The following is a 17543-nucleotide window of genomic DNA, read 5'->3' as shown; positions in this document are numbered from 1 at the left end:
AACGCAATGAAGAACAAAATTTTAAAGTTAGACAATCCTTGTAATGAAAAGTGGGAAAATATGAAACCCAATGAAAAAGGAAGCTATTGTGATTTGTGTTCAAAGAATGTTGTTGATTTCACTAAACTAAATCAAATTGAGATTTCGGAGATAATGAAAAAATCGGGAAATAGAATTTGTGCAAGATTAACATATTCTCAATTGAATTCGCCATTATTAAATATAGAGAATAGTTTGGATTTAAATTTTCCAAAATCTAAAGTAGCCGCAGGATTAATCATTGCAACTTCCTTAACAATTGGACAAACTTTACACGCTGAAAATCAAACTATAAAAACCGAATTCTTTCAAAGTTCAGACTCAAAGGTTGATTCTAAAAAGGAAAAAATTGCTTCTAAACCCAGTGAACCAAAACTTGATGATATAATTATATTTAAAGGAACGGTAACTTCCGAGGATTTGAAAAAACCTGTCGAAAACGCAAAAATTACCCTCGTAACTTCACAAAAAATATTGAATGTTTACACATCAAAAGGCGGGACATTTTCAATTGAAATACCTATAAGTTTAATTGATGATGATAATGTAATAAGAGTTTCATATTATGATGTTAAAGAAAAAAGAGAAAATGAAATGTTTTTTGGATACGAAACAAAAGATTACATATTATCAAAAGAGGAGTTAAAAACTAACTTTTCAATAGAAGCCGAACCTGAAGTACTATATCTTGGAGGAATTGGAGCCTACTCTGAAAAAAGAAAACCGATTGTATTAAGCAATGGGGTTGAAATTAAATATCGTGAATTTGTTAAAGCTCAAATGGGAGAAAAAAGCAGTTGTAGTCTTGAAAATAAAGACTATTTGTATTTTGACTCAAAATTTGCGATAGCGATTTATGGAAATAAGGCAAAAGATGGACTTTATATACTGACAAATAAAACAGAAAAATAAAAACGAAATGCCAACAATGGCTATAAGTAATTGCTTGTTCTCGCTTACTTCTAAAAATCCTCGCGGATTTTCAGTTTGGTGCGTACTTGCAAATTTAAGTGCTAAACCACGCAACTACTCATAGCCGAGACCGTTGGCAGTAATTTGAGAAATGAGAAAACTAATATTAATAATGGGAATTTTTAGCGCATTATTCGGTGGGAAAGCAAAAGCTCAATCCACAGAAGAAAAATATAAACCTGTTCTGAATGACTTAAATGCGGAACAAATTGAATTTATAAAAAATAAATCAAAACAAGCATCTGAATTTGTTGCGAAATACTCTGAATTCAAAAAAGAGGGCATAATGGAATTTCAGTATTTGGATGCATCCATAGAAAATTGGAAAAATGCCGACCAAAAATCACGTGAAAAAACAGAGGAAGTAATAGATATGATTGGAGCTTTATTCGGACAAACTTTATCTGAAAAACTGAATTTTGAATGGCAACTAATTACTGACCAATATGGAACTGATTTTACCGTAATCGACAAGAAATATTTTGTAAACGGATTCCCTTTCTCTTCTGTTCAAAAGTCTGTTTTGGAATATCGACCGAATGCTTTAAGTGAAATTTATGAGTTAATAAGAGAGCAATTAAAAAAAGCCAAAGAAAGTGGAGAAGTTGATGAAAGAAATTAAAAAACTACTGCCAACAATGTATCCTATGAAAAGCACTAGCTCAGTTTTTCAAAGTTAATATTTATATTTTAATTATCTCATAATGATTACTTTGAAGTGTTTAAATGTTGGCAATTCTCTTCCTTTTGTTGCAAATTGTCAACATTTAAATACTTTATAACTTGCTCCGCATCCTATATGTGATCAGCTTCTAGAGCCGTCACCAGCATCTGTATGATTATAAGCTATAATAAACCTGTTCACTTGCTATAAAAATGTGATATCAATGATACTGATTCACCCACGTTGTTTTGTGATACAGGCTTTACTACTTCGTTGTGAGCTTTGTTATCTGTTAATTATTCTATGACTCCTACAGAGTAAGGTATCTCTGTTTTGATTACTGCTAAGGTTCGACTCAATAATTTGCGAGCCACCTTAATGATTATTGTCTTTACATTTTTGCCTAAATGTTTACGATAATAGCCTTGCATTACTGGGTCTGTACGTATAGCCTGCCAAGAGGCTTCTATAAAATAGCTCCGCATCAATCGATGGGCTCTCATTGTGATTCCACTACTCCTTTGATGGTCTCCGCTTTGATGGATACCAGGAGCTAACCCAACATAACCTGCTAGATGTTTAATACTGTTAAAACGACGTAAATCCCCTAATTCACTTATAATACCACAAGCTACAATACCTCCAATACCAGGGATACTCCTCAACAAATAATAATCCTTTTTATAATGTTTGCGGCAATAAGCTCGTAGTTTAGTGGATACATCTCGTATTTCTTTATCTATAAATCTAAAATAACGCATCCTACTATCTAAGGTCTCACGAGCTGTAGAATATCTAAAAACAACTCCATCTACCCAATAACGAAATTTATGACTCCAATGATCATTATCAAACTCTTCAGGAATAGGAATACCAAAATATAATAATTGCATTTTTATATAGCTCTTTACGCGTCTATAATCCTTAACCAAATCATTACGCCTTCTAAAAAGGCTCCGAAGATGTTCCTGTTTTAATTCAGGAATATGAATACTTTCTAGTCTTCCATCTTTTAATTCTCTACTAATCAGTTGGGCATCTATTTTATCTGTTTTTGTATATTTCTCCTTGCCTTTTCGATGAATGTCTGCTGGGTTTACCACTAAGGAATTCCAACCATAACTCTCAAATTTTCGATGGGCATAGTAACCACAACAGCCAGCTTCGTAAGCAGTTGTAACCCTGTAATCTGGAAAATGTTTAGTAACATATTCTAATAAAACCTCTGGCTTAGGAGGCATCGTAAACGATTTACCAGAAAATAAATCAGTGGAGCAATGTATCTTCCAACTTCGCTTGTGAATATCAATACCAATGTATAAATTTGATTGGGCAGTCAGTTCAGTTTTCATGTCTTAGTGTTTTTGTGAACTTTAAAGATACTGGACTTACTGCTTTTTCATTGATGCTATAGCCAATAGGGCATTTAGAGACAAATTGAAAGTCCTGTTCTTTGAGCAGGCAAAGCCAAAACACAGTTTTGACGTTTAACAAAAAGAAAATTAAAAGTAAAAACGTTTGTTTTGGCTTAGTGGTAAACTGAAAGTGAAGAGCCTTAAATCTGCCCTACTGCCCATACACAGAACGTTAGCAAAAATTATGAAACAAACTTTTTGGATATTAATTTTCACACTTTTCCTTCTACCAAATCTTGGTTTTTCTCAACTTACAATTGAGGAACATTTGGAAATGGAAAATTTAAACAGTCCAACGGTTTGTGGCTCAAATATCCTTTTTACCAAAACAGTAAAGAAAGAATGGAACGGTAAAACTTATTCATCGATTGTGACTTGTGATTTGGACGGCAACAACCAAATACAAATTACCGAAAATGAATACGACTATGACCCGAAATTTTCTCCAGACGGAAAATATATCTCATTTGTTTCTTACAGAGATAATTTACAACAAGTATACATAGTGCCAAAATCTGGCGGTAAACTTAAAATGGCGTCTGACGCTCAAAACTACCTGTCGAATTACAACTGGCATAACGATAACACAATCTTATATGTAGATGACGAACCACGAGATAGCATTTTGGTTGCGAACGAAAAACAAAATGGAGGAGGATACAAAGTAGGAACAGAATTTTTTACAAATGCTCTATGGAGTTACAACATACAAACAAAAGAGAAAACCAAGATAACAAACGGAAAGTATAGAATAATTGACTTCGATGTAAGTAAAGATGGAAAACATATTGGTATTCTGGGTGCTAAGAATTATGATACATACGAGGCTATAACAAATAATTGGGTAGAAATCATTGATATTGAAAACGGAAAATCCTTTTACCGATTTGATGACGCGAACTCTTTGAACAACTTAAAATTTTCGCCTTCGGGCGAACAGATTTCGTTCGTTGGTAGTACAGGAGGTTATGCTTCAAATGATGGACTTTATATCGCAAACATCAAAACGGGCAAAACAAAAAATATGACTTACGATTTTGACCCGACCATTGAGAAAACTCAATGGATTGATGAAGAAAATATAGCCTTTTCTACGCCAAGGAATGGATACACAGGAGTTTATAATTTAAACACAAAGGGTAAGATAGAACCAATCCTAAAACCACATTGGGTTACCTATGATTTCCAAATCATAACAAATCAAATATTCTTTACTGCTTCACGAAGTTCTCGGACCAAACAATTATATAAGTTACCATTGGGAAATAATGCAGAAGGTGCAATAAGACTGACCAATCTAAATTCAGAAATAAACACAAAGATTAAGACTACTAGTAGCATTTTAGAATATGTAAGTAATGACGGAACAAATGTCCAAGGAATTATAACCTATCCACCAAACTATGACAAATTCAACGCCTATCCTCTTATGGTCATTCCTCACGGTGGACCTGATGCGAATGTGTTGGACGATTTCAACTGGATGGGTCAATTTTTTGCAGATAATGGATATGTAGTTTTTCAACCCAACTTTCGCGGAAGCATCGGTTACGGCAGAGGTTTTTATGCTGGCAATCGTAATGCATTCGGGTTTAAAGATTTTGAGGACATTATGGCTGGTGTAAACAAACTGGTCGAATTAGGAATTGCAGATGAAAATAAATTAGTTATTGGCGGTTGGAGTTATGGTGGTTATATGGCTAATTGGGCAATAACACAAACCGATATGTTTAAGGCTTCGATAAGTGTTGCTGGAGTATCAAATTTGGTAAGCCTTTATGGACAACACGAATTTAGCAACAGAGATATTGGTGTTTGGGAATACAAATCCTTACCAATTGATAACGTAGAAAATTACAGAAAAGCTTCGCCAATATTTCACGTCAAAAGTGTAGAGACACCACTTTTGATCCTTCATGGTGCAAATGATAAAAGAAGTCCAACGCTACAAGCTTGGGAAATGTACCGAGCGATGGTAGACGCTGAAAAAGAGGTCGAAATGATTATTTACCCAAGAGCAGGACACAGCATTGGTAATCCTGTTCAATTTAAAAGTGTTCTAACAAATTGGCTTGAATGGGCTGAAAGGCACATTGGTAAAGAATAACTTTTGCTAACATTGTATAAAAATAATAGCGGTTTAATCGCTTAATCGAAAGAAAATGAATAAAACAAAGGTCAGTTATAAACCGAAAAGTTAGTGCATAAAAATCCGCTACTATTCTTATACGTGACCGTTGTAAAACATTACTAAAAATTAAAAATGGGATTAGACTCGGTAGAATTAGTAATGTCCGTTGAGGACAAATTTGGAATCAGGATTCCGGATGCTGAATGTGAAAGGATTTATACTATCCAAGATTTTGCCGATAAGGTTTTTGAAATGATTTCAATTAATCCGACGGACAAATGCTTGACTCAAATAGTATTTTATCGAATTAGAAGAGCATTAATAAGTTTGACTTCAATCGAAAAGAAAATCAGACCTGATATGAAAATATCGGAATTGTTTACTCAAACTGAACTGAAAGAAAAATGGAGTCAATTAAAAACTGAACTCGGACTTGAGTTACCTGAATTAGTTGCTTTAGATTTCAACCCGGAATTAGATTCTCACGTCAAAATCTTTGGAATTAAAACTATTAAACGGACAACGCCTGTTACAAAAGGGACAATAAGACAATTAATTGATTGGATAATATCTCTAAATCGAAATAAATTAATCGACATTAAAAAAATATCAAGCAAATATGAAATTGAGCGAATTATTTGTGGAATAACCGAATATAATACTGGAATTCCAATAAGTGAAATTGAATTACATCATTCTTTTACAAATGATTTAGGAATTGACTAAAAACAGGTTACAACAACATCAATGTGCTCATAGCAGCAAGGTGATCAATCAAATGGCCATTAAATATTTAGTAAGGCGCAATGCCTGTAGAAAGTAAAAGTTAGCAACCAGTGTGCAGACCTGCCTGCCATCAGACAGGTAGGCAGGAATATCGAAAAGCAAGGTAACATTTTGCTCTGATACATTGTGGCCAAGTAAAACTGTATATGATGAGATTTACAAACCATTTCTTTTTGCTAAAATAAATCTAATTCTTGGTAATATTGTAGCGTAGTTACATTACAAACAAATGTATATTTATCATATATTCAATACTCAAAATAAACTGTAAATACCAATGACTAATAGTAAACTTATTGCCAATCGATTAAGAGAGCTTTTCTTGAACGGGCGTTGGATTGCAAACACTAACTATAAAGAACTAATAGAAAATGTATCCTATAAACAAGCAATACAGCAAATCGAGTCTTTAAATACAATTGCAGCACTCACATATCATATCAACTACTATCTAGCAGGCATTCTCAATGTATTTAATGGTGGTCCACTTGAGATTAGGGATAAATATAGTTTTAATATGCCACCGATAACATCTGAGAATGAATGGAACAAGCTTACAACCGATTTTTTTTCTAATGCCGAAAAGTTTATCCTTCAGGTTGAAAAAATGAATGATCAAAAATTGAATGCAGCCTTTGTAGATGAGAAATATGGTACTTATTTAAGAAATATTGAAGCTGTCATCGAACATAGCTATTATCATTTAGGGCAAATTTCACTCATAAAAAAACTTATAACATAGAATAGCTTATAGAATATAGAATATAATATTCCATTAATCAGGACGCAAATATTACAGTTCAGGTATTGGATTTAACGATTAGGTAAGATAATTTCTTTGATGATCTGATTTAACGATAACTTTTGATCAAATTATTTTACTATGTTTTTAAGTTCTATAGGAATCGTTCATTTTGCAGCATCTGTTATTTCACTAGCCAGCGGAACACTGGTTTTGCGGAAATCAAAAGGGACAAAAGCGCATCGACAACTTGGCTATCTTTACACTGTATCCATGCTTATTGTTCTTACCACTTCTTTTATGCTATATAGACTACACGGCACGTTTGGAATTTTGCATTGGTTCGCGGTAATCAGTAGTCTTACTCTTTTATGCGGAATTATACCTATGTTTTTAAAGAGACCGAATGGATATTTAAAACTTCATCTTAGCTTTATGTATTGGAGTGTTATTGGTCTATATTGTGCATTTTTTGCCGAGGTGCTTACCCGAATTCCTTTTATCTTAAAACTTGATAAAAACATTCTTACCATTTTTTATTTACTAGTGGGTGCTGCAACAGCAATAGTAGGAGGATTAGGTTCTGTGTATTTCAGAAAACATAAAGATTCCTGGATACATATGGTAGATAATTTCGAAAAGAAATCAGAAAAGTAGCCAAGTAATTGAGAGCATACTTTCTAATCTTTAACTATTCAAAAATTTACTTTTTATAATAAATATTAAGCTCTGACTACTCCTATGTTAGCAAGCGAAAAAATAAAATGTTGCTAGCTATAAAAATTACTTGTCAAGTTTTTAAACTTGTAAAAATATCCAAAATTATTAAGTAAATAATAATGCTATACTTAGAAAATCGAAGGTGTTTATTGCACAAATAGAGCCTATTATGATTAAAAGAATAAATCCAGTATTAAAAATACTTTTGATTGTTTTTTTTAAATGAATGGCACAAATGTATGTTGTATCCAATACAAATTCAACGAGTAATTTGCAAAAGGAAGAATAACTTTTATTACCAAAGATGTTTCTCAATTTGGTACTAAATAAAAGAAAAAAGCGTTGTAAAAATTACAACGCTTTTCAAAACGATGTAACTGCCATTACTTAGGCATAACTACATCACCAATCACATGAATCACTCCATTAGTAGCCATTACATCAGTTTTTACGATTTGGCTATACTTTCCATTTTGATCTTTTAACCAGATCTTTCCGTCTTTTTGTACTACTTTTAACTTGGCACCGTTTAAAGTGGTGAGCTCTGCTTTTCCTCCACCACTTTTTAAAGCTTTTACAACAGCTGATGCATCCATTTTACCTGATATAACATGATATGTAAGAATAGAAGCTAACTTTTCTTTATTTGAAGGTTCTAATAAAGAGTTTAGCGTTTTAGAATCTATTTTTGCAAAAGCATCATTAGTTGGAGCAAATACTGTAAAAGGTCCATCCCCCTTTAAAGCTCCTACTAGATCTGCTGCCTTTAGGGCTGTTACCAATGTAGAAAAGTCATCCACAGAAACGGCTACGTCTACTATATCATTTTTTGATTGCGCAAAAGTGGATTGAGAACATACAAATAAGAAGAGTGTAGAGGCAATAAAAATTAGTTTTTTCATGATTTTATTTTTTAATAATTAAACATTTTGAAACGCGCTTTCATAATCATATACACAACTTTATTTCGTTTAGATGAGATTGGATAAGATTTTTTTTAAATTTGAAGAAGCCAATAACTAAATGAAAGACGATTTAGAACTTATATCAAGGTTACAGAATCAAGACACTAAAGCCCTGTCTAAAATATATGAACGCTACTCTGGAGCACTTTATGGAGTCATTTTGAGAATGTGTAAAAACGAACCTTTAGCACAGGATTTATTACAAGAAACATTTATGAAAATTTGGCAAAAATCACATACATACAACCCGGATAAAGGAAAGTTTTTTACTTGGTCTTATCGAATTGCGAGAAACATAACGTTAAATTCCTTAAGAAAAAAAGATATCCTCATCCAAAATGAGGATTTAAGTGTATATAAAAATAAGAGTACCCCTGAAGTAGCAAAAGATTACTTAGAATTAGATGGTTCTTTAAGAAAACTAGAACCTCATCATCAAAGAGCTTTAGAGCTAGTATATTTTAACGGACTTACTCATAGAGAGGCTCACCAAGAAATGGAGGTGCCTTTAGGTACTTTTAAATCTTATATTAAGCAAGCTCTTAAAAAATTAAGTGAATACTATAAAGAAGAACTTGTGTTAGTTTGGATTATTATTGAAATGATGAGATGATGGACAGGAATACAATAAAAGATAAAGGAATATTAGAACAATATTTGTTAGGTGAACTCTCTGAAGAACAATCTAAAGAAATAGAGAATATTTTAAAGGAAGATCAAGATTTACGAGAGTATTACACCAAAATGGAAGACGATATGGAGAGGATGACTATAGAGAATGCCATCTCACCTCCTGCTCAAGTCAAAACTGATTTATTAAAACAAGTCGAAAATTCTGGCAATACTCCTAAGAAAAAAGCACTCTCACTTGCAAAGGAAAAAAGACAACCATACAATTTTGCTATTGCTGCCAGTCTTGCCGCTTTATTTTTAATGAGCTCTGGATGGTTATATAATAAATGGCAAAATACAGAACAAACTATGATTACTCTTCAGCAGGAGACCAATTATTTAAAGAATAGGCTGGTTAATTTGGAAGGTAATTATAAGGAAACTGATAGATGGTATCAGGCTATCAATAAACCTGAAGTAATTCAATTAGTATTAAAAGGCAATCAGAAGTCACCAAATTCTGCTGCTATAGCTTACGTAAATCATCAGGACAAAGAGGTAATTCTAAATGCTAAAGGACTTTCTAAACTACATCAAGACAAAACTTATCAGATGTGGGCTGATGTTGATGGAGAAATGATTGATATGGGGGTCATTCCTTCAGATAAAGAAATGATTGTAATGAAGTACATCGAAAAAACAGAATCATTAAACATAACTATTGAACCTGCCGGAGGAAATGATCACCCAACAGTAGAACAATTAATCTCTAATGTGATCCTTTAGCATAAAAAAATATAGTTTCCGTAAACATATAAATTTTATGATATTCGAAACGCATCAATTGTCTTCACCGATTAGCGATTACATTGAATCAATATTTCATCTTAAAAATTTCAATCCTGATCATTCTATAGAACGGGTTGTTCCTACAGGACATGTTTTTGTGATATTTGAATTAGATGGCATGTCAAGAAACACATTTGACAATACCACATTAAAACCTATCAAAACATTTAGTAAATCTTGGATATCCGGCATTCATAAGAATTACATTTCCATTTCAGCACATCAAGATTCAGAAATGTTTGTCATTCAGTTTAAGCCTTTTGGAACCTATCCTTTTTTTCATTTCCCTGCTAAAGATCTCAACGAAAAAATTCTTTCTACTGAAGAAGTTTTTGGGGAAGAGCTTTTACTACTCAGAGATACCCTTTTAAAACTAGAAACATCTCGGGATAAATTCATTGCAGCAGAAAAATGGTTAACTCATAAGTATGATCCTGCTAAAATTCCTTCAATAGATTTACTTTCTGTGGTAAAAAAAATACATCAACAATCAACTTTCAGTTTTAATTCTATAATTGAAAGTTACCCATACACTCAAAAACATTTGATTGATCAGTTTAAAAAATATATTGGAGTTACCCCAAAATATTATCATCGTATTGTACGATTCAATGAAATTTTACAGCAAATTCAGCAAAAAGAACAAATTTCGTGGTCACAGGTTGCTTATCAGTGTGGATACGCAGATCAATCCCATTTTATAAAAGAGTTTAGTCATTTTTCAGGCTTTAATCCAGAAGAGTTTATCAAACAAGAATTTAATAGAGACGAGCCTAATTTCTTTCCTTTAGATAGAGAAGGTTAATTTTTTACTATGGAAAGCATTTTTCTTTTCAGTACTTCGCATTAAATTTAGCATTCTATGAAAAAAATCACGTGCACTTTCCTCCTATTATTTTCTGGCTTATTTCTTTATGCACAAGATCAAACCGAACCTATAGAAAAAAGAGTTATTTCAACAGTTGATTCTACAAATAAAAAAGAATTAGTTCTCATACAAGAATTTATAGTAAACGTACCGCTAGATTCTGTTTGGAATGCCTATACTACCAAGAAGGGTTGGGAAAGCTGGGTTGCGCCTATTGCTGATGTTGATTTTAAAATTAATGGAGAAATAAAAACCAATTATAACAAAAACGGTAAAATTGGGGATAGTACTACCATCAAACTTAAAGTGGTTAATTATGTTCCAAAAAAATTAATCACGCTGCAAGCTGAACTTACGACCAACTTTCCTGAGTTTATGAAAAAAGATGAAAAAGATCTCTATAACATTATCTGCTTTGAGCCTTTAGCTAGTAAAAAAACAAAGATGATATCCTATGGAATTGGATATAAAAACAATCCAAAATATCGATCATTGATGAAATTCTTTATTTCCGGAAACGAAATGTCATATCAACAATTAATTACATATCTTGAAAAAGGAGAATCAATAAAATTCTAATACTATGGATCAAGCTTTACAAACGATGATTAGTAATATGCCTGAGAAAACAGGAAAGTCGTTAGAAGAATGGAAAGAAATTTTAAAAGAAAATTCATTTACCAAACATGGTGAAGCTGTTAAATTCCTAAAAACAGAACATGGTGTAACCCACGGTTTTGCTAATACTATAGTCTCGCTATCCAAAGATTCTAATGATACGCCTGACGATTTGGTAACTAGTCAGTACAAAGGGAAAGAAAACTTGATCCCTATTTACGAAAAACTACTTACTGCAGTAACATCATTTGGTGCTGATGTCATTCAAACGCCCAAAAAAGGAAGTGTAAGTATTATAAGAAAAAACCAATTCGCCCTTATCAAACCTGCTACTAAAACCAGAATCGATCTTGGTTTAAAACTAAAAGGCAAACCCACTACAGAAAGACTACAAAACTCTGGTCCATTTGGTACAATGTGCACGCACAGGGTACAATTGCAATCTATTGAAGAAATAGATACAGAACTGATAGCGTGGTTAAAGGAAGCTTATGAAATGGCAGAATAGAAACTAAAAAACATTGAAAAAAATAGTTAGTTACATCTGGCCACTTACCAAAAAAGTTCAATCTAAAATCAATGGTACACTAGAGATAACGTGGATGAACGGTAAAAAGGTATTGGATAGTGAAACCGCCAATTATTCTTATGGTTCATTGCAGCGGATCTTGGATTATGGATTATCCAAAATTTATTTTGATAGTAAAGCAAGTATTCTTTTGTTAGGTATGGGTGGTGGCAGTGTTATTGAAACATTGAGAAATCGGTATAATCATCATGGTCATATTACGGCTGTAGAAATTGATCCTGTTATTATTGAATTAGCAAAAGATGAATTTAATGTCTCAGAAAATAAAAACCTAAGTATTGTTCCTGATGATGCTCTTCATTTCGTAACTAATACTAATAACTCCTTTGACCTAGTTATTATAGATCTATTCATTGACCTAAAAGTACCTCAACCTTTTTATTCAATTACTTTTTGGAATCAATTACTAAATGTAATAAAGTCAAAAGGAAATGTGCTTTTTAATGCAGGAATTCAACTGGATGATGATGCTGATGTTCAATCAATAATTTCAAATTATTCTGAAGTCATAGAATTTCAACTACATCATAATGTACACGGAACCAATACGCTTCTTATAGCTAGGAAAAAATAGTATCTTCGTTAGTGATAATTACCTCTGCAATAATGAACGCAAAACACCTTACGGATACTGCTAAGACCATAGCTTCTTTTATTCACAGAACTCCCATATTAACATCCAGACTTCTTAACGAACTTTCTGGAGCGGACCTTTATTTTAAGTGCGAAAACTTTCAACGAATGGGCGCTTTTAAGATGCGTGGAGCAACCCATGCTATTCTAAAATTATCCGAAGAACAAAAATCTAAAGGAGTCGTAACCCATTCTTCCGGTAATTTTGCACAAGCGCTCTCTCTTGCTGCACAAAATTTAGGAGTCAAGGCTTATATCGTGATGCCATCCAATGCGCCGCAGGTAAAAAAAAATGCGGTAAAAGATTATGGGGGGCAAATCATAGAATGCCCACCTACGCATAAACATCGTGAAGAAACAGCAAACAAAATACAGAAAGAAAAAGGTGCAACTTTCTTGCATCCTTATAACGACCATAATGTAATTCTAGGACAAGGAACAGCTGCTTTAGAACTATTGGAAGATCATCAGGATTTAGCATATATATTTTCTCCGGTTGGTGGTGGAGGACTGATTTCAGGTACAGCGTTGGCAGCCCATTATTTTGGAAACAACTGTAAAGTTATTGGAGGCGAACCTTTTGAGGTTGATGATGCCTATCGCGCTTTACAAAGTGGAAAGTTAGAAATAAATAATACTACCAATACAGCTGCTGATGGACTCAAAATGCCATTAGGTGATCTTACTTTTCCTATTATTCAGAAATATGTTTCGGAAATCATTAGAGTCCATGAAAGAGAAATTATAGTATCAATGCGATTGATTTGGGAACGTATGAAAATTATCATAGAACCATCTTGCGCAGTTCCTTTTGCTGCTTTGCTTAGAGAAAAAGAAAGATTTCAAGATAAAAAAATCGGTATCATTCTTTCCGGAGGTAACGTTGATCTAGACAATTTACCTTTTTAACAATAATATATGATTTTATACATCGGATAAAATGAAAAGAGTAAACATCTGTATTGTTTACGTTACTTTTTGACATCAGCACATAGTAACTTTATACAAAAAGTTAGATATGTTATTACCAAGAAAAAAAGTTCCAGAACTTAAGTTACAATTGATTAACGATACTACATGGAAATTATCGGAACAAAATCCCGATAATTTTATACTACTAGTTTTCTATCGTGGACTACATTGCCCAATTTGTAAAAAACAACTCGAAGAACTGACAAACAAATTAGATGATTTTGTAGAGCGTGGAGTCAATATAATTGCCATTAGCTGTGATACCGAAGAAAGAGCAAAAAAAACTGCTGACAAATGGAGGATACCATCGTTACCTATTGGATATGAAATGACAATTGATACAGCAAGAGATTGGGGATTGTACATTTCAACTGCTAAAGATGATAAAGAACCTGATCATTTTTCTGAGCCTGGGCTCTTTCTAATTAAACCAGATCAAACACTATATTTTTCTTCGGTACAAACAATGCCATTTGCCAGACCGCAATTAGATGATATCATAAATGCCATTGATTATATCTTAAAGAACGATTATCCAGCCAGAGGAGAAGCCTAGATAACGTTAGATAGATCTATTAAAATATTCTTACAAAAGCATGCAATAGCATGCTTTTTCTTTTTTACTATTTTCTTGTCCTCAAAAATCAAGAATATTTTATTTTAATAATTTTTTAACATCATTTCGTACGTACTGAGAACATTCATCTTTTACACACAGCTACTAAAAAATTAGTTTAAATACTAATTGATTAGTTGTAAAACTAATTTATTAGTAGTAAGTTTGTTTTATCAAATTTTCAAGATCATGCAAAAGTTAGCAAAAAGAGAAGAACAGATCATGCAGAGTTTATGGAAGCTGGAAAAAGCTTTTATAAAAGAAATTATAGAGGAATTACCCGATCCTAAGCCTCATTATAATACCACAGCAACGATTGTAAAAATTTTAGAAGAAAAAGGTTTTATTAGTCATAAAGCTTACGGCAACAGTTTTCAGTATTATCCTTTGATTTCTAAGCATGAGTATCAGAAAGATGTTCTGGGTGAAGTAGTTCATAATTATTTCGATAATTCTCCTATGGCATTGGTAAAGTTCTTTGCTAAGGAAGAAAAAATAAATACGGAAGAATTGGAAGAAATCATCAAACTCATTAAAAACAATAAGTAATGGCTTATATCTTCTACAGTGCGTCGCTAATAGGTTTATCTTATATTATTTATAGATTATTCCTTGCTAAAGAAACTTTTTATCACTTAAATAGATGGATATTATTGAGCTTGATCTTTATTTCCTTTTTATTACCATTTATCTCAATACCGGAAAATATCTCTTTCAGAACTACAATTTTTCAAAAATCAGAAATTGCAAATCGCACTAATGATCCGGCTAAAAATCCAATAACAAAAAATAAAATTCAATATAATCAATCCGAAAATTTAGCTCTTTCAACTTCTGATAAACTTACAAATACAGTCGCTCCCTCGATTATTTCTTTAGACTGGAGATCGATTATTCTTTATATCTATATTTTGGGCGTAATGGCCTTTGGCGTAAATTTTTTAATCCAATTATCTGTATTAATATATAGAATGATCCGGTATCCCAGCATCGAGGTAGATACCTATAAAATAGTTGAAACCGATACAAACCACGCTCCCTACTCTTTCTGGAATAGGATCTTTATAAATCCTAATCAATATCAACCGGATACTTATTTACAGATCTTGAAACATGAACAAATGCATATTACCGGTAAACATAGCTTAGATATGTTGTTGGTAGAATTATTAGTAACCGTACAATGGTTTAATCCCTTTGCCTGGCTATATAGAAAAGCTATCGACAATAATCTGGAATATCTAACTGACAATGGTATGCTTATGAAAGGAGAAGATAAAGAAGTATACCAAATGAATTTATTAAAAGTCTCTACTCCAGATATGCCTACAGGTTTGGCAACAAGTTACAATCAATCATTTCTCAAAAAACGAATAATTATGATGAATTCTAAAAAATCAACAGCAAAATCAGGATGGAAATACCTAATCATTATTCCGTTACTGGCCATAACCGCATTATCATTTAATCCGGTTAGTATCAATTCTTCAATCGCTGAAGTTGATGAATCGTATTTTAATGAATTAAAAACTCCAACGGATGACCACTTTAAAGAGTCAAAATTTAAAAATGATTTTACTAAAGGTGTTTGGGACGCCGAAGTTGGCGGAGGAAAGCTATGTGTAATGTACAGAAGCGCAGAACCTCTAAAGAGAAATTTCTGGTCTATTACAAGATGCTATGATCCTTCATTCTTTGCAGATTTCCCTACTGGTGATAAACAAAAACTAGAAATTAACCGAGACGCCGGAACAATGATATTTGTGGGTGAATTTGAAAATGGCATCGGAGATGGGAGATACACTTTTACTCCAAACGCTAGTTTCAGTAGCGCATTATCTAAACAAGGATTCACGGCTGATAATGAAGAACTAGTTCATTGTTTTCTTACAGATTTTGACAACAACTATTTAGCATATTTAAAGAAAGAAAACCTTTCGTTAAGCCAGGATGATTTTGAAGATATTATCCATAAAGGACTTTCTCTTGAAAAATTAAAGATGTACCGAAAAGAACTCTCAGCACTTGGATACTCTAACTACACTATGAAGGAAGTTAGTAAACTTAATTTATTTGATGTAGACATTCCTTATATAAAGTTTATCAATAAGTTAAATGGTCAAAAGGCAACATTAAAGGAAATTACAAAAGCGAAAATTCATAATCTCTCGCCAGAATTTATTAAGTCTTATGATGACAATGGTTATAAAAAGATGTCGCTAAACGATTATATGAAACTAAAAATTCATAACGTTTCTCCTGATTTTATCGCAGAATTCAAGAAAGAAGGATATACAAATATCTCAGCAAAAGAAGCACAAAATTTAAAGATCCATAATGTGACCCCACAGTATATTCAGGCTTACAAAGATGCCGGATATAAAGATATTACATTAAAAGAAGCAAAGGAATTGAAAATTCATAATGTGACTCCGGATTATATTACCAGTTTTAAAAAAGCCGGATACCCAAACATTACTCTGAAAGAAGCTAAAAAATTAAAAATTCATAACATTACTGCTGATCTCATCAAGTCTTATAAAGAAGCTGGACAAGCAAACATTTCTTTAAATGAAGCCGTAAAACTAAAAATTCATAACATTACCACTGCTCAGGTAAAAACTGGCAAAAGCTATGAACAATCCAGTTCTACCAATAGTTTGGGTAAAGCATCTCAAGATGTGCAACAAACACCCGGTGATTTTATAAAACAGTTTAAAGCACTTGGCTATCAAAATGCCTCTGTAGATGATATCATTTCGCTTAAAATCCATAATGTAACACCCGATTTCATCAAAAGATATCACAATGCCGGATATAAAAACATCCCACTAGATAAAGTTGTAGGGTTAAAAATTCATAATGTGAGTCCAGAATTTATAGAGACGTTCAAAAAAGCCGGATACGAGAATATTTCTCTAGAAGAAGCTATGTCCTTAAAAATTCATAATGTATCTCCGGATGCTGCTGCAGAGTATGTAAAAATTGGATATAACAATCTTACTATTGATGACTTAATGTCTCTAAAAATCCATAATGTTTCACCCGAATACATAAAGGAGTTCAAGAAAACACGGTTTGGTGATATTGCGTTTGACGATATTATATCATTTAAAATTCATAATGTCAATCCAGATTTTATAAAACCTTTTGAAGATTTAGGATATAATAATATTACTACGGATCAGGCTATGAGTCTTAAAATTCATAACGTTACTCCTGAATTTGTAAAATCATTGAAAGATCAGGATCCTAATATATCGCTTGAGCAAGCAACCAGAATAAAAATTCATTTTTAAGTGTTTATTTAAAACTAGCCAACAACTAATTACATTCATCAATCATTGAAAAG

At 32.6% G+C, this 17543-nt stretch carries 18 protein-coding genes; 16 read left to right on the top strand and 2 right to left on the bottom strand.

Translation table 11 applies throughout. The annotated features are described in order from the left end of the window. The first annotated feature begins 6 nt into the window (after positions 1 to 6). Positions 7 to 951 (top strand): hypothetical protein, encoded by a 945-nt coding sequence (locus tag ACE94K_RS12370; protein ID WP_378172577.1) that lies wholly within the window; start codon positions 7 to 9, stop codon positions 949 to 951. A 151-nt stretch (positions 952 to 1102) separates the two neighbouring features. Continuing rightward, complete coding sequence (locus ACE94K_RS12365) at positions 1103 to 1633, top strand: DUF3806 domain-containing protein (protein ID WP_378172574.1); 531 nt, start codon at positions 1103 to 1105, stop codon at positions 1631 to 1633. 338 nt (positions 1634 to 1971) lie between these two features. On the opposite strand, the gene ACE94K_RS12360 is transcribed toward ACE94K_RS12365, so the two are convergent. Next, positions 1972 to 3027 (bottom strand): IS110 family transposase, encoded by a 1056-nt coding sequence (locus ACE94K_RS12360; RefSeq protein WP_378172571.1) that lies wholly within the window; start codon positions 3025 to 3027, stop codon positions 1972 to 1974. Positions 3028 to 3274: 247 nt separating this feature from the next. On the opposite strand from ACE94K_RS12360, the gene ACE94K_RS12355 reads away from it, so the two are divergent. From ACE94K_RS12355 to ACE94K_RS12340, 4 genes are all read left to right on the top strand, one after another. Further along, on the top strand, positions 3275 to 5197 hold the full coding sequence (locus tag ACE94K_RS12355; RefSeq protein ID WP_378172568.1) for a S9 family peptidase: 1923 nt from the start codon (positions 3275 to 3277) through the stop codon (positions 5195 to 5197). Between the two features lie 156 nt (positions 5198 to 5353). Continuing rightward, complete coding sequence (locus ACE94K_RS12350; protein ID WP_378172566.1) at positions 5354 to 5947, top strand: phosphopantetheine-binding protein; 594 nt, start codon at positions 5354 to 5356, stop codon at positions 5945 to 5947. A gap of 337 nt (positions 5948 to 6284) precedes the next feature. Next, complete coding sequence (locus ACE94K_RS12345) at positions 6285 to 6749, top strand: DUF1572 domain-containing protein (protein WP_378172563.1); 465 nt, start codon at positions 6285 to 6287, stop codon at positions 6747 to 6749. A 141-nt stretch (positions 6750 to 6890) separates the two neighbouring features. Then, the gene (locus ACE94K_RS12340; protein ID WP_378172560.1) at positions 6891 to 7406 is read left to right on the top strand and encodes a DUF2306 domain-containing protein; all 516 of its coding nucleotides are present in this window, start codon (positions 6891 to 6893) and stop codon (positions 7404 to 7406) included. 446 nt (positions 7407 to 7852) lie between these two features. Here ACE94K_RS12340 and ACE94K_RS12335 read toward each other — a convergent pair whose 3' ends face one another. Further along, positions 7853 to 8371: a fasciclin domain-containing protein gene (locus ACE94K_RS12335; RefSeq protein WP_378172558.1), complete on the bottom strand. Its 519-nt coding sequence runs from the start codon at positions 8369 to 8371 to the stop codon at positions 7853 to 7855. 121 nt (positions 8372 to 8492) lie between these two features. Between ACE94K_RS12335 and ACE94K_RS12330 the strand changes: the two genes are divergently transcribed. The 10 genes from ACE94K_RS12330 to ACE94K_RS12285 all read left to right on the top strand — a co-directional run bounded on the left by ACE94K_RS12330 (position 8493) and on the right by ACE94K_RS12285 (position 17490). Beyond that, positions 8493 to 9047 carry an RNA polymerase sigma factor gene (locus tag ACE94K_RS12330; RefSeq protein WP_378172555.1) on the top strand — a complete coding sequence of 185 codons (555 nt, stop codon included), beginning with the start codon at positions 8493 to 8495 and terminating at the stop codon, positions 9045 to 9047. Continuing rightward, positions 9044 to 9832 (top strand): anti-sigma factor domain-containing protein, encoded by a 789-nt coding sequence (locus tag ACE94K_RS12325; RefSeq protein ID WP_378172552.1) that lies wholly within the window; start codon positions 9044 to 9046, stop codon positions 9830 to 9832. The genes ACE94K_RS12330 and ACE94K_RS12325 overlap by 4 nt, the downstream gene beginning before the upstream one ends. 37 nt (positions 9833 to 9869) lie before the next feature. Beyond that, positions 9870 to 10700, top strand: a complete 831-nt coding sequence (locus tag ACE94K_RS12320; RefSeq protein WP_378172549.1) for a DUF6597 domain-containing transcriptional factor — start codon at positions 9870 to 9872, stop codon at positions 10698 to 10700. A gap of 57 nt (positions 10701 to 10757) precedes the next feature. After that, complete coding sequence (locus ACE94K_RS12315) at positions 10758 to 11342, top strand: SRPBCC domain-containing protein (RefSeq protein WP_378172547.1); 585 nt, start codon at positions 10758 to 10760, stop codon at positions 11340 to 11342. Between the two features lie 4 nt (positions 11343 to 11346). Then, entirely contained in the window at positions 11347 to 11889 is a 543-nt protein-coding gene (locus ACE94K_RS12310) for a DUF4287 domain-containing protein (protein WP_378172544.1), read from the top strand. A 13-nt stretch (positions 11890 to 11902) separates the two neighbouring features. Then, entirely contained in the window at positions 11903 to 12544 is a 642-nt protein-coding gene (locus ACE94K_RS12305; RefSeq protein WP_378172541.1) for a spermidine synthase, read from the top strand. Between the two features lie 32 nt (positions 12545 to 12576). Further along, the gene (locus ACE94K_RS12300; protein ID WP_378172539.1) at positions 12577 to 13512 is read left to right on the top strand and encodes a threonine/serine dehydratase; all 936 of its coding nucleotides are present in this window, start codon (positions 12577 to 12579) and stop codon (positions 13510 to 13512) included. A gap of 109 nt (positions 13513 to 13621) precedes the next feature. After that, positions 13622 to 14131: a peroxiredoxin-like family protein gene (locus tag ACE94K_RS12295; protein ID WP_378172536.1), complete on the top strand. Its 510-nt coding sequence runs from the start codon at positions 13622 to 13624 to the stop codon at positions 14129 to 14131. A gap of 249 nt (positions 14132 to 14380) precedes the next feature. Further along, a complete protein-coding gene (locus ACE94K_RS12290; protein WP_378172534.1) occupies positions 14381 to 14740 on the top strand; it encodes a BlaI/MecI/CopY family transcriptional regulator in 360 nt (119 codons plus the stop codon). Continuing rightward, positions 14740 to 17490 (top strand): M56 family metallopeptidase, encoded by a 2751-nt coding sequence (locus tag ACE94K_RS12285; RefSeq protein WP_378172531.1) that lies wholly within the window; start codon positions 14740 to 14742, stop codon positions 17488 to 17490. Before ACE94K_RS12290 ends, ACE94K_RS12285 begins: the two co-directional genes overlap by 1 nt. Positions 17491 to 17543: the final 53 nt, after the last annotated feature.

This window comes from Aquimarina besae (genome assembly GCF_042434905.1).
Taxonomy (GTDB): Bacteria; Bacteroidota; Bacteroidia; order Flavobacteriales; family Flavobacteriaceae; genus Aquimarina.
This window is presented reverse-complemented; position numbering and strand designations above follow the sequence as displayed.